This is a genomic window from Vibrio sp. D417a, assembly GCF_030248595.1.
GTDB classification, from domain to species: domain Bacteria; phylum Pseudomonadota; class Gammaproteobacteria; order Enterobacterales; family Vibrionaceae; genus Vibrio; species Vibrio alginolyticus.
Window position 1 is genome coordinate 55,754 of the sequence record NZ_JAHGAM010000008.1, and the last position, 19,027, is coordinate 74,780.

15 protein-coding genes are annotated in these 19,027 nt (G+C 45.2%); 2 read left to right on the forward strand and 13 right to left on the reverse strand.

Features of this window, described 5'->3' with window-relative positions; all coding sequences use genetic code 11:
* Window positions 1–73 precede the first annotated feature (73 nt).
* Window positions 74–247: a hypothetical protein gene (locus tag KI742_RS09270; RefSeq protein WP_165401620.1), complete on the forward strand. Its 174-nt coding sequence runs from the start codon at window positions 74–76 to the stop codon at window positions 245–247.
* Window positions 248–279: 32 nt separating this feature from the next.
* On the opposite strand, the gene KI742_RS09275 is transcribed toward KI742_RS09270, so the two are convergent.
* From KI742_RS09275 to KI742_RS09330, 12 genes are all read right to left on the reverse strand, one after another.
* The gene (locus tag KI742_RS09275; protein WP_130544947.1) at window positions 280–1,500 is read right to left on the reverse strand and encodes an ammonium transporter; all 1,221 of its coding nucleotides are present in this window, start codon (window positions 1,498–1,500) and stop codon (window positions 280–282) included.
* A gap of 462 nt (window positions 1,501–1,962) precedes the next feature.
* Complete coding sequence (locus tag KI742_RS09280) at window positions 1,963–2,469, reverse strand: ankyrin repeat domain-containing protein (protein WP_213973174.1); 507 nt, start codon at window positions 2,467–2,469, stop codon at window positions 1,963–1,965.
* Between the two features lie 2 nt (window positions 2,470–2,471).
* Window positions 2,472–6,647, reverse strand: coding sequence for an RHS repeat-associated core domain-containing protein (locus tag KI742_RS09285; protein ID WP_285385991.1), 4,176 nt, complete (start codon window positions 6,645–6,647; stop codon window positions 2,472–2,474).
* Between the two features lie 423 nt (window positions 6,648–7,070).
* Window positions 7,071–7,487: a membrane protein gene (locus KI742_RS09290; RefSeq protein ID WP_005377532.1), complete on the reverse strand. Its 417-nt coding sequence runs from the start codon at window positions 7,485–7,487 to the stop codon at window positions 7,071–7,073.
* A complete protein-coding gene (locus KI742_RS09295) occupies window positions 7,471–8,523 on the reverse strand; it encodes a formate dehydrogenase subunit gamma (protein WP_285385993.1) in 1,053 nt (350 codons plus the stop codon). Before KI742_RS09295 ends, KI742_RS09290 begins: the two co-directional genes overlap by 17 nt.
* 14 nt (window positions 8,524–8,537) lie before the next feature.
* Window positions 8,538–9,146 (reverse strand): formate dehydrogenase FDH3 subunit beta, encoded by a 609-nt coding sequence (gene fdh3B / locus KI742_RS09300; RefSeq protein WP_005377536.1) that lies wholly within the window; start codon window positions 9,144–9,146, stop codon window positions 8,538–8,540.
* An 11-nt stretch (window positions 9,147–9,157) separates the two neighbouring features.
* Window positions 9,158–12,013: a formate dehydrogenase subunit alpha gene (locus tag KI742_RS09305; protein WP_285385995.1), complete on the reverse strand. Its 2,856-nt coding sequence runs from the start codon at window positions 12,011–12,013 to the stop codon at window positions 9,158–9,160.
* A 10-nt stretch (window positions 12,014–12,023) separates the two neighbouring features.
* Window positions 12,024–12,224 carry a twin-arginine translocation signal domain-containing protein gene (locus tag KI742_RS09310; RefSeq protein ID WP_005377542.1) on the reverse strand — a complete coding sequence of 67 codons (201 nt, stop codon included), beginning with the start codon at window positions 12,222–12,224 and terminating at the stop codon, window positions 12,024–12,026.
* Window positions 12,225–12,297: 73 nt separating this feature from the next.
* A complete protein-coding gene (locus tag KI742_RS09315) occupies window positions 12,298–12,924 on the reverse strand; it encodes a molecular chaperone (protein WP_017820684.1) in 627 nt (208 codons plus the stop codon).
* Window positions 12,925–12,933: 9 nt separating this feature from the next.
* Window positions 12,934–14,595, reverse strand: a complete 1,662-nt coding sequence (locus tag KI742_RS09320; RefSeq protein WP_005389512.1) for a 4Fe-4S dicluster domain-containing protein — start codon at window positions 14,593–14,595, stop codon at window positions 12,934–12,936.
* Between the two features lie 308 nt (window positions 14,596–14,903).
* Window positions 14,904–15,533, reverse strand: coding sequence for a DUF3306 domain-containing protein (locus tag KI742_RS09325; RefSeq protein ID WP_005389513.1), 630 nt, complete (start codon window positions 15,531–15,533; stop codon window positions 14,904–14,906).
* Window positions 15,523–15,987, reverse strand: a complete 465-nt coding sequence (locus KI742_RS09330) for a DUF3305 domain-containing protein (RefSeq protein ID WP_005389514.1) — start codon at window positions 15,985–15,987, stop codon at window positions 15,523–15,525. Before KI742_RS09330 ends, KI742_RS09325 begins: the two co-directional genes overlap by 11 nt.
* Window positions 15,988–16,310: 323 nt before the next feature.
* Here KI742_RS09330 and KI742_RS09335 point away from each other — a divergent pair, with 323 nt between their 5' ends.
* Entirely contained in the window at window positions 16,311–17,135 is an 825-nt protein-coding gene (locus tag KI742_RS09335) for a formate dehydrogenase accessory sulfurtransferase FdhD (protein ID WP_285385997.1), read from the forward strand.
* Between the two features lie 240 nt (window positions 17,136–17,375).
* Here KI742_RS09335 and KI742_RS09340 read toward each other — a convergent pair whose 3' ends face one another.
* Window positions 17,376–18,968 carry an ABC-F family ATPase gene (locus KI742_RS09340; RefSeq protein WP_285385998.1) on the reverse strand — a complete coding sequence of 531 codons (1,593 nt, stop codon included), beginning with the start codon at window positions 18,966–18,968 and terminating at the stop codon, window positions 17,376–17,378.
* Window positions 18,969–19,027: the final 59 nt, after the last annotated feature.

The window sequence follows — 19,027 nt, forward strand, 5'->3', positions numbered from 1 at the left end:
GCAACAGTAGTAATATGGATTAGACCATAGTCGTAATGGTCACTATTAGAATTACAATTTAAGAGGAACAGCAATGAGACAAGTATCTCTAGCGTTTATATTGCTTATGACTTTGGCAGGCTGTCAACTTACCAATGTTGAAGGCGAAGTCGATGATGTAAAGGTAAGAGTCAGCACCAATGATGATGACCATCGAGGTAATGGTAATTTCTGTCCTCCTGGCCAAGCCAAGAAAGGCAATTGCTAACAGAGCGGCTTTATGCCGCTCCCATATTGGCCTCAATCCTCGTTGGTCGAAGATATTTTATGAATGGCTAGGTCAGCGCCATTGAATTCGTCTTCTTCTGAAAGCCTCAGTCCCATACTGGTATTAATCGCACCGTAGACTACAAGTGCACCAAGCACTGCGATGGAAAGGCCCAAAAGCGTTCCTAGAAGCTGAACGATAATGCTCACGCCACCTAGCCCACCCAATGCGCTTTGACCAAAAATCCCAGCGGCAATACCACCCCAAGCGCCACATACACCGTGTAAAGGCCAGACACCTAGCACATCATCAATCTTGGTTTTGTTTTGTAGGTGGGTAAAAAGATAAACAAATAGCACGCCAGCAATCGCACCTGTCACTAAAGCACCGATAGGATGCATTAAGTCTGAGCCCGCACATACAGCAACCAAGCCAGCTAGTGGGCCGTTATGAATAAAGCCAGGGTCATTCTTACCAGCCAACAGTGACGCGACAATGCCCCCGACCATTGCCATCAATGAGTTCATAGCCACCAAGCCACTTATGCCTGACACAGTTTGAGCTGACATGACGTTGAAGCCAAACCACCCCACACATAAGACCCAAGCTCCCAAAGCCAAAAACGGAATATTCGAAGGTGCAAAGTTGGTGTGCTTTCCTGCTCGAACTCTGCCTTTTCTCATGCCCAAAAACACGACGGCAACAAGCGCTATCCAGCCGCCAACACCATGCACAACGACTGAACCTGCAAAATCGTGGAAGCCATAACCAAAGGTATTTTCAAACCAAGATTGAACGCCAAAGTTTCCGTTCCAGATCATTCCTTCAAATAGTGGGTATACAATACCGACAGTGAAAAATGTTGCGATTAAAATCGGATAAAAACGAGCTCGTTCTGCGATACCACCTGAAACAATAGCGGGAATCGCTGCAGCGAAGGTCAGCAAGAAAAAGAACTTCACTAACTCGTAACCATTGCCTTGAGATAATGTCTCTGCATCAGCAAAGAAGGTGCCGCCATAAGCGACCCAGTATCCAATGAAAAAATACGCGATGGCGGATATACCGAAATCGGCCAAGATTTTAACTAAAGCATTAACTTGGTTCTTTTGGCGCACGGTTCCTACTTCAAGAAAAGCAAAACCAGCATGCATCAAAAAAACCATGATTGCGCCAAGTAGTAAGAAAAGTGTGTCGGAACTTTGCGTGAGAGTTTGTACAGCGCCGTGTACCTGATTGGCAGTTACACTCATTATGATTGTCTCCGTTGATCTGTAGCGCACTTATCCTGTGCATCAAAGTTAGGTTCATCACCAATTTGGTGAAATTAATTTATAGAGCGTCTAACAGAGCAATTCTCATTCCATAATTTATATTTCTAACATTTACTTTTTAATCTTTTGTTTTATATTAACTTTAATAAAATTTGGCGTTCTTGAAATGGTGCTTAACACGCTAATAAATGCACCAATGTGGTTTTAGTGCACCAACATAATGCGCACCATATAGCTCAACAAGCAGCAAACTCCCCACCATAAACATAAAAGCCACCTCATGAGAGGTGGCTTTTATACTGAATGGCTAACTAAAGGAGTTTATCGAGTGATCTTCCCTGCTTTTACTTCTTCTAGCCAACGCCCCTCGACGAGATAAGGAGGAAGCCAACCAGTTTCAACTGATAAACGGTTGCCTTTGTCGTACCATATTAACTTCTACTAAGCGTGCCTATTGTGCTCTTTAATCATTTCTGCGATTTCCTTGCGTCCCCACTCATAAGCAAACTCTATAGCGTCCATGTCTTTCATAGAGTTACCAGTATATTTAACCTTTGTATCTATACCAGCTTTTAATAATAACTCCACAATATTTTTATGACCAGCATGGATCGCAGCAAACAATGGGTTGCGGTCTGGTTCAGATATATCCATCACTGCATTTCTTTCTAGAAAATAGGTAAGTAAGTCTAAATGACCTTCATATGCAGCTGTATTTAAGGGAGTTACACCTGAAGGCCCCCCCTTGATATTTACATCAATACCTAGATTCACCAGAAGCTCTACAATTTTATCTTGCCCTTGCTCCGTTGCGATGTGCAACCAGGAACCCAGAGGCGTAATTAGATGAAGTAATTTGTCATCTCCTGAGAGAATTTTTTCAACCTCACTCACGTCACCCGATCTAATCGCGGCCATTACATCTTTTGCGCTGTGCTCACCGGCCATCTTTATCTCCTCTCAGCTGCGGTTTTACCCAGTAATTTTAAAGCATTAACCATATCAACGCGTTTACCCAACATTTTATCAGTCGCTTTAAGAGTATCAACAACCTGCCGCAACGCATTAATATCATGCTGTCCAGCGATACGGTTGGGAGCCCACACTAAGTTCTCAAAACCAAATATTGGGTCGATATCATATTTTCTTAAAAGCTCCTGCCCCTCCATAACTAGATCTTGTTGATCCTGCCCCAACCCCCTCTTAAATAGTACGTGGTGAGCATGTGGATCCGGCATGTCTGCAGGAGGAGGCCCAGCTAAAGTCCTCAAATAAGAACCAAAATCATAGTTATTTAAATTGTTAGTATCAGAGTCGCGCAACTTTAACCGTGTAAGAGACCAATCTGTAAAGATTTTAGAGCCCTCATTGGAGTTATGAATGGTCTTTGAGGTTTCAAAAGCTTGACTTTCGCCAAAAACATGTCCGCTTACAAATTCCTCAATCCCAACAACATACTGAACTTCGTGCCTGCTGCCATCTGAATGATTGATATGACGATAAAAAGTAATTTCATTTTTCTCGCAATCAATATGGTCTAAATCGTATTCATATCGAATATGATTTTTACCTTTGGGTTTTCGGATTTTGACTTGCGAGCGAACGCCATCTTCTCCGACGGATGATTCTTTTGCTGCCTCTAAAATCTGATCGCAAACCTCTTGGGGGACATCGCTTTGCGCCTGATACGCTGCCAACATTTGACCCAAGCGTTTTAACCCTTCTTCACAAAGGAAACCTGTTGGATCAATCCACTGGATAGGATTGACTGCATATTGGTAATGGTTAATGCCACCAGCAATAGATATCGGATCTTGTTGGATAAAGCGTCCTAGCTTAGAATCGTAATACCGAGCGAGGTTGTAGTGTAAGTCGGTTTCTTGATCGAAGTACTGCCCTTGAAAACGCAGTGGATTTACTACTTTTTCAATATGTACATGAGCAAAGCCATGAGCATCGTAGCTGGCACTCCATACAACATTCCCCTCGCAATCGATCAGTCGCTCTGGTTTACCAACTTGATCGCACTGGTACCAATAAATAACGTCATTTTCTAGCAGTGCCACTGGCGTGTAGGTTTCTGGTTGATATAGGTACCAGCGGAAAGCGCATGAAGAGCGTTCACCAATTAAACGTTCCCCTTCCCACAAGAACTCCGTAACGCCTTGTTGTGTAATTTTCTTCGTCCTGCGCCCTAATGCATCATATTCATATTGACTGATGCCATCGTCGGTGTGAACTTCAATGAGCTGATTTAACGCATCAAATACGCGAGTCTGAACATGTCCTTGCCCCTCACGTTTTGTCTGGTTTCCTTGCGCGTCATATTTGAACCGGACACCATCGTGTACTTCAATACGATCAGCGAATACCTCTGAAGTTGGCAAAGTAGGATTGCCAAAACTATCGTATTCAAACTTAGTCACTTCTCCGGAAGCATTGACTCGTTTCAGTTGCCCTAAGGCATCGTACTGATAGTGTGTTGCTCCTGCCCTATTATCAATGATTGATGAAATACGGTTTTGCGCATTGTAAACGTACTTTTTCTCTCTATCAGGCCAATGTTGTTCGACCAAACGACCAACACCATCATAAATGATGCGCTCATTAAAATGTGCCGTTTCAATTTGGGAAACTCGTCCCATTTCATCGTAATGAAATTTGATTTGAGGTAAATCGAGGTTTCCAAACCGAATCGCTGAAAAACGCCCATATCGATCATAGGAGAAGTTCAGCTCCGTATTATCTGGCAGTACCTGAGATACGCGTTGGCCAACTCTGTTAAACTCCTGCGCTATCTCAAACTGACCTTGAATGCGCTTTGTTAAATGCCCGAATGAAGAGTATTGGTATTGCAGTGTTTGATGGCGATTGGATGCGAAAGTAAGTCGCCCACTAAGCGTATAATTGAAGTGGTTCTCTACAATACTGCTAGCATTTCCTGCTTTGACGTGCTTGAGATAACCCACAGCGTCATAGCGGTACAGCACCGTCCTATCGGCGACTTGCTTACGATGGATCCGCCCCATATCGTCATAATCAAATTGGCTTTGTAGATTATCAAACCCGACAGTTCCTGACAGCTGGCCTTCATCGTCATACAGGAATTCGAACTCTAAGCCGTCACTCCGAACTAATTTAGTCAGGTTACGTTGTTGATCGTATTCGTAAGAAATATGGCTGCCATCGGGAAAGATGACTGCTTCTTGTTGCGCGAGTGCTCCCCATTGATACGAGGTAATGCCTGCTGGCGTTCGAATCTGAGCAACACGGCTGTGCTCATCGTAAGAATATTCTTCGCTATAACCGACTTTGTCTTCGTCGTTAAAATAACGAACTGATGTACGCCTGCCGAATTGATCATAAGCGAGTTGAGCAATACACCCATCGGGATAAGCGACGCCATTCACTAGATCTTCTTCGTTGTAGCTGTAACGAAGTAATGTACCGTCTATTTCATTCGCGATAAGTCTTTGTTGTTCATCCCACCACCACTGACTTTTCTTACCATCTTCAGACTCTTTTTTGACGACTTGACCGTGTTTATCGTAATCATACTCCGTGACACAGCCGAACTGATCGGTATCCCAAACTCTTTGACCGAGACTATTGTAGTAAGCCTTCTCGATATCCCCGTCAGGTGAAACCGTTTTAACTAACTTACCTAAGCCGTCATAGCCATATTGAATTTCTTTGCCAGAGGAATGAAACTTAGAAACTAATTGACCATGCTGATTATATTGATAATTGACCGTTGACTGATCAGGATAGATAGCTTGTGCTTTTCGTCCTAATTCATCATATTGCCATCGCCAAGTTCTACCTGTGGGGCTTATTTTCTCGAGTAAGTTACCCTGCTCGTCATGCAAGAAAGACCATTGATGATCTAACGAGTCAGAATAAGAAGAATGATTTCCCTGATAATGGAAGCGATAGTCATAAATTCCTGCGTCCCCAACGTTCCTGATGCATTTCGCGTTAGCACCTTCGCCATCCCATTCAAAATAATGAGTAAAGCCAGTTGGTCGTACACGCTTAACAATTAAATGGCCGCGGTATTGATACTGTTCCTTCAAGCCCAAATGATTAGTTGCACTGACCAAATCATCGTGCTCATCATAGGTATAAGTTGTCAGAACTTTTTGGGACTTTGCATTAAGCAGTTCTACAAGGCGTCCTTGCTTATCATATTGACATTCAAGAACCGGACGCTTGTTATATGCGATCTCGATCAATCGATGGTTTCGAGAATACTGCAATTGAAACGTTGAAAACGTGCCATTTCTAACTTGTTTAACAAGCCAACGATCATCTTTTTGCTCAAATCGATATTGATGCCCACTAGCGAGCGTCACGATCCGAGTTGCTGAATTTAGGAAATAACAGCTCGCACCAGCGTATATCTGGTAACTTGTTGCTCCAGTATCTACTGGCTCAAACTCTGTGATATCGGCCTTATCGTCAACAAACTCCCAAGCGATAACGTTGTCTTTCTCGTCCGTCTTCTCGTGCAATTCAAACTGAAATGCATGTCGCCAACCAAAGCCCATTCCATGATTTACATCCGACTGCGAAGAGCGATAAGTACGCTGCCAAGTAGTGCCTTGCTGTAGCTCGATATCATAGAGTGCGAGAATTTCTTCACCCGTCACAAGTGATACAGGGTCACCGGCTTTCTCATGTTTTTCACTGCTTTGTTGCTGAGGCTTGGCGGATGCGGCACTTCTGCCACTCTTTTTATTCGACTTCCCCTTTCCCTTCGATGGTTTTGCATTGACGGTATTTTGAGTCGGTGGAGGCGTAACCGCTGACGAGAGCGCGTAGTTTTCGCCGGTAGGTACAATTCGAGCGACATGTAAGTCACCGTTCACCAAAGCATTGGCAAACGTTGAATTATAGTGTTGGGAAGTAAGCTCACCGTCAGGTATGTTTGGCTTGAATTGACCAATCGCATAGAACAAATCCTCGACAGAGCGAAGGTCAAGCTCACCAAAGCTCTCAAGAAACTCTATTGCCTCTTGTTTGGTCACGAATGTTTTAGGTTCGCCGCTAGTAAGTAACTGACCAGAGAAGTGATAACTTTCGCCAAAGCGATTCGTGATAGGAATGACGAATTGAGGGATCATAGCCGTAACGTGTTTGTCCTTTTCTTACCTTGCCGCATCATTTAATGCTCGTTTCGCTCTTTTTATTTGTGAGAGCAAGATGCCTTAATCAAACATCCTCCGATAGAGATTCCTCTGTATGCGTAGACTGAATGTATTGATGGCAATTTTCACGTATGCAACTCTTTGAATCTCTGAGCGCAGCGTACTTTAACGGGACGATGAATCCTGAGTAAATGAACAATAGCGTGAGTGAGACTAATGTCTCATCGTGACGCGATTTTTTTACATGTTTCTTACTTAACTATGATTTTCTGCCCAGTTACGTAAATTCACTCAATAAGTTGCATCAAGTATCACCACTGCGACTCAACGCTTCATATTTGAGACAAAACAGCAACAAAAAAACCGCCTATTACGGCGGTTTTGCTTAAAGAATACTGATTAAAGGTTTGGACCTGTCGATGGTCTGTGTGGTTGGTTATTGAGCAGTTGCTGCATCCCTTGAAACATTCGCATAAACCACACCAAGATGGCTAATGCAGCAAACACCATCCCTACCCAAGGAATAAAGTAAGCAATGGTTTCAAGCAAAGTACTATGCAACCAATAATCACTCACGCCAACGAGTACACCGTTAGAAGTCGCGACGGTGACGATCAACACAACAAAAAACGTCAGGTAGAGAAAGAAGGTGCGAATTAAACCGTAGTAATGAGAAATCACTACGTCGCTGTCTTCTCCCTTATCTAATCGGTAACCCGCATAGATAATTGCGATAACGCCTGAGATCAGAAACGTAAACGGGGTCAGACAGCTCAGGATGTACGCAACCCAAATCCCGTTATGAGGTTTGTTCATTCGCTTTCGCTCCTTTTACTTCCGTTTGTCCCGTATCTGTTTCACCCATCGCTTCTTTGGACTTCACTTCCTCATACCAAAGATCGTGATGCTCTTTCGCCCATGTTTCATCAACTTCACCTGTCATCATGCCTTCTAACGCACCTTCCATACCGAATAGACCAATATAGATGTGGAAGATAAAGCCACAGATTAGAATCAGTGCCGAAATCGCATGAACTAAGTTAGAAAGCTCCATGTCACGGCGAGTTTGGCCAAAGATAGGAAAGTCCAGAACTAAGCCACTCACTGCCGCGATAGCACCAAAGAAGATCAACAACCAATAGATTGCCTTCTCGCCACCGTTTGAGAAACCAGCTGACGGATGTGTGCCTTTGTGTTTACCAACCATACCGCCCATTTTCATGAACCAACGAACATCAGTCATGTTTGGAATCGACTTGCGCCACCATTTAAAGAGCACGAGCATCAGCAAAATGAAGAACAATGGTCCCATGTAATTGTGGTACTGCTTCGCCAACATGACGATAAAGCCCCAGAACTCAGTAGGAACGTACGGTTTTAAGAAGTGCTTACCGTAAACCAGCATCAAACCACTGAATGCCAACGTTAAGAATGTAAACGCCATACTCCAGTGAAGCGCGCGGTCTAAACGAGACCAACGCTTCATCTTTTTACCAGTACGCGGCTTGCTAAGCATCAAAGGACCAACGAATACGTAAGCCATGATAACCATCGCGATACTGCCGAAAATCGCGACAGCACCAGCAGGAGACATCCATTTCTCTTTTAGAATGTACCAAGTCTCACCAGGTTTACTGATCAATACGCCATGTTCTGGCGATTGGGACGTGGTGTAGCCTTCTTGCCCCTCTCTGACTTCGCGCCAATAGTCTGCCCCGGCGAGTTGCGTGATCTCCTGTTGAATAACTTTAGAAGATTGTTCCTCTCCTGAAGCAGGCATTGCGAAAGTCAGCAGCAATGCCGTCATCATTGACAGCATTGCTAGAGATGCACGTTTAAGCGTGTTTAACATGTGCCTCTCCTTACTTAGCTTTTCGTCGCATCGTAAGAAAGATCGTTTCCGTCTGTCCAACCTGCGTTTTTCGCGCCGCGTTCTACCACACGTTGACGGAAAATGTCAGAGACTTTCTCTGCGTCACCCGCAAGCAGCGCTTTGGTTGAACAAAGCGATGCACACATCGGTAACTTGCCTTCTGCGATACGGTTCGCACCGTATTTTTGACGTTCTTCCTCAGAGCCAGGCTCTGTTTCTGGGCCGCCCGCGCAGAAAGTACATTTATCCATTTTGCCACGTTCACCAAACGCCTCTTGTTTAGGAAATTGAGGTGCGCCAAACGGACAAGCAAACAAACAGTAACCACAACCGATACACAGATCTTTATTGTGAAGAACGATGCCGTCTTCGGTATGTTCGAAACAATCAGCTGGACAAACTGCCATACAAGGCGCATCGGTACAGTGCATACAAGCAACAGAGATAGAGTTTTCACCAGCTTCACCGTCGTTTAGTGTTACCACGCGGCGACGTTGAATGCCCCATTCAAGCGCATCGTCGTTTTCGTTCTTACATGCAGTAACACAGCCGTTACACTCGATACAGCGTTTGGTGTCACATAGAAATTTCATTCGTGCCATTGTCAGACTCCTTACGCTTTACGAATGTTACATAGGGTTACTTTGGTTTCCTGCATCAAGGTAACCGGGTCGTAACCGTAAGTGGTTGCCGTGTTAGCCGATTCGCCAACAACGTAAGGTTGTGTACCTTCTGGGTATTTAGGACGTAGGTCTTCACCTTCGAACTTACCGCCAAAGTGGAACGGAATGAACGCCAAACCAGGTTTCACACGACGCGTTACCATTGCTTTCACCTTGATTCGTCCCTTCTCTGCACCTTCAACCCAAACATCATCACCATCTCTGAAGCCAAGATCGTTCGCGTCTTTCGGGTTCACTTCAACAAACATTTCTTGTTGAAGCTCGGCAAGCCAAGGGTTTGAACGCGTCTCTTCACCACCACCTTCGTATTCAACCAGACGGCCAGAAGTCAGAACGATTGGGTACTCGCCCGATTTGTCTTGTTCTTGAATGGATTTATACAACGTAGGTACACGGAAGATGGCATCTTTGTCTTCCCAAGTCGGGTAATCCGTTACAAGGTCACGACGTGGTGTGTAAAGTGGTTCACGATGCAGTGGCACACGGTCTGGGAACGTCCAAACAATCGCACGCGCTTTCGCGTTACCAAATGGAATACAACCGTGCTTGATCGCGACACGCTGAATACCGCCAGAAAGGTCAGTCTTCCAGTTTTTACCCTCTGCTGCCACTTTCTCTTCAGCAGTTAGATCGTCCCACCAACCAAGTTGTTTCAACAACTTGTCAGTGAACTCTGGGTAACCGTCTTTGATCTCACAGCCTTTCGAATAACTGTCTTCTGCAAGAAGGCTTTTGCCTTCGAATTCCACACCAAAGCGCGTACGGAAGTTACCGCCACCTTCTGCAACCGTCTTAGACGTATCGTACAGAATGTGTGTACCTGGGTGTTTCATTTCAGGTGTACCCCAACATGGCCAAGGTAGACCGTAGGTTTCACCGTTGACAGGGCCACCTTCCGCTTCCAATGTGGTTTTGTGGAACGTATGCCAGTTTTGTTGGTGCGCTTTCAAACGCTCTGGGCTTTGGCCTGTGTAACCAATCGTCCACATGCCTTTGTTGAATTCACGCGTCAGGTCTTCAATCACCGGCTGGTTGTTTTCAACACGGATGTTTTTGAACAGAAGATCGGAATAGCCCAGTTTCTTCGAAAGCAGGTACATGATTTCGTGGTCTGGTTTTGATTCAAACAAAGGTTCAATCACCTGATCACGCCATTGTAGAGAGCGGTTAGATGCGGTAACGCTGCCGTGTGTTTCAAACTGTGTTGTTGCAGGAAGCAGGTAAACGCCGTCGGTACGGTCGTTCATTACCGCAGCAACCGTTGGGTAAGGGTCCACAATCACCATCATGTCCAACTTCTGCATCGCTTTTTTCATCTCAACACCACGTGTTTGAGAGTTCACTGCGTGTCCCCAGTAGAACATTGCACGGATGTTTTCGCGTTGACGAATGTTGTCTTTGTTTTCCAGTACACCATCAACCCAACGAGATACAGGAATACCTGCACTGTGCATTGGTTTCTGACCGCTGTAAGCGTTGTCATCGAAACGACCTTTGATCCATTCGTAATCGATTTCCCACACTTTTGACCAATGACGCCAAGCGCCTTCAGAAAGGCCGTAGTAGCCAGGTAGCGTGTCAGAAAGTACGCCAAGGTCGGTTGCGCCTTGTACGTTATCGTGACCACGGAAGATGTTTGCACCGCCGCCTGATTTACCAATGTTACCAAGCGCTAGCTCAAGCACACAGTAAGCACGTGTGTTGTTGTTACCAGTAGTATGCTGAGTACCACCCATACACCAAACAATACAGCCTGGGCGATTTTCAGAAAGCAGTTTTGCTGTTTGGTGAACGTCTTCTTCGCTTACGCCTGTTACGCGCTCAACTTCTGCTGGCGTCCATTTCGCCACTTCAGCACGGATCTCATCCATACCGAATACACGTTGACGGATGAACTCTTTATCTTCCCATTGGTTTTCGAAGATGTGCCACAACACACCCCAAATGAATGCTACGTCAGAACCAGGACGAAGTGATACATAGTGATCCGATTTTGCTGCCGTACGTGTACGACGAGGATCCGCTACGACGATCTTACAGTTGTTCTTCTCTTTTGCGATCAGAATGTGCTGCATCGCTACTGGGTGTGCTTCAGCTGGGTTTGAACCAATGAATAGCATCGACTTACAGTTGTGCATGTCATTGAAAGAGTTGGTCATCGCACCGTAACCCCAAGTATTCGCTACACCAGCCACGGTTGTTGAGTGACAAATACGCGCTTGGTGGTCAACGTTGTTCGTACCCCAAAGTGATGCCATTTTGCGGAACAAGTACGCTTGTTCGTTGCTGTGCTTTGCGCTTCCCAAGAAGTAAACCGAATCAGGGCCGGACTCTTTACGGATGTACATCACCTTGTTACCGATTTCTTCGATCGCTTGATCCCAAGAAAGCTTTTTCCACTTACCGTTTTCAAGCTTCATTGGGTATTTAAGACGGCGCTCACCGTGACCATGTTCACGCAGTGCTGCGCCTTTTGCACAGTGACCACCGGCGTTAAATGGGTGGTCGAATGCAGGCTCTTGACCCGTCCAAACACCATTTTGAACTTCTGCGTAAATACCACAACCCACTGAACAGTGAGAACAGATAGTACGTTTTACTTCTGTTTTCGCTTCTGGATCGACTGATTTTGCTTGCGCTTTTTTCATCATTCCCGGTGCGAATAGACTAGCACCAACCACTGCGCCACCAGCGGCAAGCGAAGTGTTTTTCATGAATGCACGACGAGATACGCCAAGCTGGTTCGTTTCTTTGCTCACACTGTCGGAGCGTTTGACAAGTTTCATCCGTTATCTCCTAAAGTGTGTCGTAGTAATCGCGAATGTGTTGAGTTTCACGATACCCTTTCTTCTTCACGTCGTTTTCAGAAGGCTCAACCGTTTCTGAAGCAACGGCCACTTTCGTGGTTCCCGCAACAACAGCACCGGCAACGGCAGCGGTTGTGAAGCCTTTTAGGAGATCCCTACGGCTTGTGTTTATTTCTTTATTATCTTTCATCATTGCTTCCTTACCTTACGGTAGATCTTTGGAGACTCATGCCTCTCTATCGATATGACCAAGTACTGCTCGATTACTCGTAATCAGTGACGTTTTTCACATCAATTTTTAATTTGTTCTTACTGCTTTTGGTGTTCACGCTAAAGCGGACTTGCTCTAAAGTTAAAAATGCATCGCAAAGCTGTGCAGCTGGCTTGTAGAAGTTCACGCTTTCTGCGCTCTCTAGTTGGCGCGTAAAAGATTGGAACCAAGGGGCAATGTGTTTGTTAAACACCGCTTGTTGAAGTTCTTCCTCTTCACCTGTCAGCATTGCCATCACTTCGCACAGTGCAGAAATATGGTCTTCAGGCTCTTTCACGTTCTCTTCTCGTTCGATGCCTAAAAGATCCAAATCGCGACGAATTTCCGCTAACGGTTTTTCCATCATCGAGCCAGTACGATGCCAAGATCCGAATGGCACAACTTCACCACGTCCAATGCCAATAAACAGATCTTGATATTCTTCTTCTAACGCTTCTCGCTGCGCTTCGTTCGCGGCTTGTTGCAGTGCGAGCCAAGCTTTTTGCATCGCGCTCTCAGACGGCTCAATTTCTAGCGATTTCAGGAACGCCAGCATTTCATCACTAGGCGCACTACGAAAAAGTGCGGATAAAACGAGATAAATGTCTGTTCTCAGTGTTTGTTCTTGTTGTGTGTCCACTGCTAGCTCCTAGTATTTCAGTTGTTTCATTGGGTCTTCTGCCATCGACTCAAACATGTCGATCACACGGCAGTCTTCACACATCGCGATACGATTGATCGCCGCTTCATCAGAGAAATGAGAGTGACCGCGTAACTTGTTTTGTAGCATGTCGATCATAGACTGAGGTGCGAATGGCTTATGACAGCGAATACATTCCGCTGCTTTCTCTTCGTGAATCACAACCGCTTTTTGGCGCTCTTTTTTCACCCAGTTCATACGAGGCGTAAGCGTCAGCACTTTCTCTGGACACGCTTTCTCGCACAGCCCACATTGAATGCAGTCTTGCTCGACGAATTTAAGTGACGGAGATCGACCGTCCGTATGCAATGCACGTGTTGGACACACCGCCACACAGCTCATACACAACGTACAATCTTTACTTTCACAAGAGACTGTGCCGTAAGGTGCGTTCGCTGGAAGTTCAACAATGTTCTCAACTGGAATACGTGATGCGGACAACGCATCCAACGCCGTAAATAGACGCTGACGTTTGTTGCCTTGCAAGTCTCCTAATGCCAAATCAAAAGACTCGGTACAAAGTGTCGGAGCACCTTCACGTAGTGACTCTAGATACAGAATGTCGATGGTTTCTTTGGCGATACCAAGCTGACCGAGCAGCTCTTGAGCAATACCTACTTCGCTATTAAGCACACGAATAATGGTTTGAGGCATAAAACGTGAAGCCGCAAACAGCACCTGAGTAGCACCATTCACAAGCGCGGCGAACCAAGTATCAATACCAACCGAAGGCAGTTCTTCCACCACAATTGGAATCACATTATCTGGCAGTGCTTTTAGTGCCATCACGTTGTAGCTCTCGTGGCGAGAACTGCAAATCAATACGATAGGATCTAAACCACCCGCTTGCTCATAGTTGGCGAGCGTACGTTCAATAAACTTTTGCGTATCTTCAGGGTTTGGCAGTGCGTAATGAATCGCTTCTGTCGGACACGCTGTAGCACAAGTACCCACGCCTTGACATAGGTATGGGTTGATCTCGATGCGATGGCCCGTTTTGTCGCTGCCTTCACTCGATAGTGCCCCTGCCGGACAAGCATCCACACACCGTTCGCAACCTTTTACGCCACGAGAGCTGTGTGCACATAAATCGGTATCTAAACGGAAGAATTTCGGTTTATCGAACGTCCCCATTAAGGTTGGAATCTCTTCCAACGCTTCAGCCAGTTTCGGATAGCCACGACCTACTGGGTAGTAGCCCGGTACTGGGACTTCTTCCGACATGCAGCTGTTAAGGCAAAGATCGAGTACGATATCGAAACAATCGCTATTGATCGCGACCTTGGCAAGATTGTTGGTCGAACCATGATTTTCAATCAGAACTTCAAACGTACCTAAGAACCCTGAAACCTGAACCGAATTGGCGTAATAAAGCTCGGGATTTGTGCCCTTTTCGCCATCGGTAGAAAGCAGCGTTAGGCTGTTCATTTGCGACAATTGCGCTGCCGCACTTTCGATGATTGCTGTTGGGCCCACAATCAAAGTATTACCGCCGCTTTCATAGCTTACGGTTGGTGGAATAAGATTGGTCAACTCTACGGTATTTTCGAAAGCGTACAGCCTCGCTTTACCGTTATTGGAAGTTGCTTGTTCTAATAATTGTTTCAGCATTGCTCAATTCCATTTATGAACATGGATAGTCTTTTCCATCTCTTAGTGTAGTTAGCGCCGGAGATTCTGCTGATTAACTTATCAATGAGCATTCTTATTCCGCCATCTATAGGCGATGAATACTACGCAGTGCGTCCGTACTAACTTCAACCAGATTGGTATTGAGCAACAGATAGCAAGTGTCATGCCAATAAAATATCAACTAAAAATCAATAGGTTATCAATTTTACTGACAAATAGTAGGGATAAAAAAACCGGTTGAGACATTTTGTCTCAGCCGGCTCATTGAGTGTTTAGTCAAAATGTACCTATTCTTTGTGTGGTATATTTTGTCTCACCTCGTTAGGCGGTGATTCTTCAGCAAAAGTATCACTTTCGCCAAGCACTGTATTTATATACAGTTCATTTTCATCTTGAGTAATTTGGGCATTTTTGTCGGTGTTTGACTCTGCGTCTTCAACTACCTCAGATGCGATATCGTTAACATTAAGCTCAGACCCTTGCGCAGTTTCAGCGTCTGGTTCGTCTTCCACTTTGTCTTTAACCCAATCACGCAGCGTCTCAGCGACGTCTTGAGAAAGTGACTTTAAGTTACTGTAATCATCATCGTAATCATCTAGGCCGTCACGCACGTTAAATTCTTCGGACAAGAACATTTTGCGCAGCGCGGCTTTCTTAACGCTTTCTGAAGCTTCAGAAACCAGCAGTTGCGCCACAGACATTTCTTCGGTTTTTTCAGTCTCTACACTCGCGGTAATGTCTGGAGCCTGACTATCCTCATCGATGTTCAAAGCATCTGAGCTTTCGTCAGCGTTTGAAAGCGCTGTGACATTATCTTCGGATTGCTCCGTCTCTGCTATCGGCGTAATCTCTTCATCATGTTGGGAAGATTCTTCTAGTTTACGTTTCGACCAACGGCTTAAAAAACTAGTTGCCATTTGCTCTGCCTGCTCCTTTGCGTTTCTTGCGTCTTACTTCTAACAACTCACCGTGACGACCAATAAAGGCTTCCATCCAAGCCTGAACGGCTAACGGCATATCGTTGGATAGTACAAGGTTATCACCATCCATATATTGCGCCGCAACAGATTGTGAGGCCGTCAGTAGCTGTATCGCTGGTTTTTCACCAGACTCGACGTTATCCATCACTAAAAAGAGTTTAGGTTGCTGAGAGCTTAAGTTAAAACGGTAGTCTGTACGCTCGTCTTTATGTAATTGCAACAGACAAACATCTGGAGTCTCTTCCGTCGGATTCAGCGCAAATCCTGTCAACTGCCATTGGGTTGTCACCCAAATCCCTGTACTGATCTCATGCTCAACAAGCTCTACGCCGATTGGCCATGTATCCTCAGTCTTTTCGTAATTTTTTTCGAAATCTTTCTTATCCGACATAACTCACCCAGTCTTTCTATTTTTGGTCTGAAAACACACAGGACATTTTGCCCCCGTTTTCGACCATTTTTATTGTCTTCGAAGCAATAAACGCGCCAAGCTGATATAACTTAGTCTATATACTCCCTCAGGCTATAAGTACCAAACTAGACGAAACTCAAATGTATTGATGTGTCATTACTGCGAACTCGCAGTTTTAATGCATTGTTGACATAAAACCTCGCAATTTCTATGGGAACCGCTATTTTGGAATGAGATTTGCTAGCCACTTAAAAAGCTAAAATGCGTAGCAACCTAACGCTCTTAATCACTAGGACACGACTGTGCTGAAACCAAATATTATTAAAACCAGTGAAAATCCCCTGCAAACCATTGAAGTCGATGTGTACAACGAGTACGGCGAAAAGCTCACGAAGCAAATCGCTTGCGAGCGTCCTCTTACGGTCATGCTGAACTGGAAAGAAGTGGTCACGCTCATGACGCTAGGTTCGCGTCCAGAAGCACTAGTACTGGGTTATTTAAAAAACCAAAGCTTCCTGTCCGATCCAGCCGCGATTGAATCCGTTATTATTGACTGGGAAACGCATTCCGCAGCGGTGATTACTAAAGAAAACACTGAACACTTAGAAGGCGCCCTGAAAAAGAAAACCGTCACCTCAGGTTGTGGCCAAGGCACCATGTATGGCAACGTGATGAAGCAGCTTGAAAATTATCAAGTGCCTCAAGTTTCTCTTAAGCAGTCAGAAATTTATTCTGCGCTGGAAGCGTTAACTCATTACAACGACACCTACAAAAAAGCGGGCGCAGTACACGGCTGTGCGGTTTGCAAAGGTAATGAAGTGTTGTCATTTGTGGAAGATGTCGGCCGTCACAACGCAGTGGATACACTTGCAGGTGAGATGTGGCTCAAAGAAGAAACAGGTGAAGATAAAATTTTCTACACAACTGGTCGCCTTACATCAGAGATGGTGATTAAAGTGGCTCAAATGGGCATTCCTGTTCTGCTTTCTCGCTCTGGCGTTACTCAAATGGGGTTAGATCTAGCGAAGCAATTTGGTATTACGACCATTGCGCGTGCGAAAGGTTTGCGCTTCCAAGTGTTTACAGGAGCCGACAAGGTTGAATTTGATGTAAAAGGCAACCAATAACACCTTTTCAGTGTAAACTAAAACCAATAATGCGGATTCACAGAGGATGTGGACTATGAATAATGACCAATTGTGGAATTTTCTGCTTACGCCCAGCGGTATCATGCTTTCTATGATTATTACCTTTGGCGTGGTCGGGCTCTATGCGTATATAACCGGTCAGTTTAAGGATTAAGGCCAAATATCAAAAAAGCCTCGCTAAATAGCGAGGCTTTTGCTTTTTAAACGCTTTGCGAGTAATTACGCGTCAACGCCACGAGATTTTAGGAACTCAGAGTAAGTGCCTTTAAAGTCTGTGATTTTACCATCGCGGATTTCGATAATACGCGTTGCTAACGAGTCTACGAATACACGGTCGTGAGAGACGAAGAACAACGTGCCTTTGTATTGCTCAAGCGCGGTGTTCAAAGATTCAATTGATTCCATGTCCATGTGGTTGGTTGGTTCGTCCATTAGCAGCATGTTTGGCTTGTGCATCATTAGCTTACCAAGCAGCATACGACCTTGCTCACCACCAGACAGTACTTTTACTGACTTCTTAATGTCATCTTGACCAAACAGCATACGACCAAGGAAACCACGAACGACTTGCTCATCATCACCTTCTTGACGCCATTGACCCATCCAACCCGTTAGATTCATATCTTCTGCAAAGTCATGCGCGTGGTCTTGCGCGTAGTAACCGATGTTTGCATTTTCAGACCATTTGAACTCACCAGCACGCGGTTCAAGTACACCAGCAAGCGTGTTTAGAAGTGTTGTTTTACCCACACCATTTTCACCGATGATCGCAACGCGCTCTCCCACTTCAAAAATTGCATTGAAGTCTGAGAACAAGTCCTCTTCAAAACCTTGGCTCAGGTTTTCTACAATCAGAGCGTTACGGAACAGCTCTTTAGACTGTTCAAAACGAATGAATGGGTTTTGACGACTAGACGCTTTCACTTCGTCCAATTTGATCTTGTCGATTTGCTTCGCACGAGATGTCGCTTGTTTTGCTTTCGATGCGTTTGCAGAGAAACGAGCAACGAACGTTTGTAGCTCAGCGATTTGTGCTTTCTTCTTCGCGTTGTCGTTTAGTAGACGTTCGCGAGCTTGAGAAGCCGCAGTCATGTACTCATCGTAGTTACCTGGGTAAACACGTAGCTCACCGTAATCCAAATCAGCCATGTGCGTACATACTGAGTTTAGGAAGTGACGGTCGTGCGAGATGATGATCATTGTGCAGTTACGTGCGTTTAGCGTGTCTTCCAACCAACGGATAGTGTCCATATCCAAGTTGTTGGTTGGTTCGTCAAGAAGCATCACATCTGGGTCTGCGAATAGAACCTGCGCTAGAAGCACACGAAGTTTCCAGCCTGGTGCTACTTCACTCATTAGACCGAAGTGCTGCTCCATTGGAATACCCACCGCAAGAAGAAGTTCGCCCGCTTTGGCTTCTGCCATGTAGCCGTCCATTTCAGCAAACTGAACTTCTAAGTCAGCCACTTTCATGCCGTCTTCTTCGCTCATTTCAGCAAGTGAGTAGATGCGGTCACGCTCTTTCTTCACTTCCCATAGTTCTTTATGACCCATGATGACGGTATCGATTACCGTAAATTCTTCGTAAGCGAACTGGTCCTGGTTCAGTTTTGCAACGCGCTCGTTTGGATCGTAGCTTACGTTACCGCTGGTTTGCTCAAGCTCGCCGCTGAGGATCTTCATAAAGGTTGATTTACCACAACCGTTAGCTCCAATTAAGCCATAGCGATTGCCTTCGCCGAACTTAACTGAAATGTTTTCGAATAGCGGCTTAGCGCCGAATTGTTGAGTAATATTCGCTGTGGAGATCAAAACCTTTACCTTAGCAATTGGGGTGTATTTAGAAAAACCGGGCAACGGTACTTGTTCAT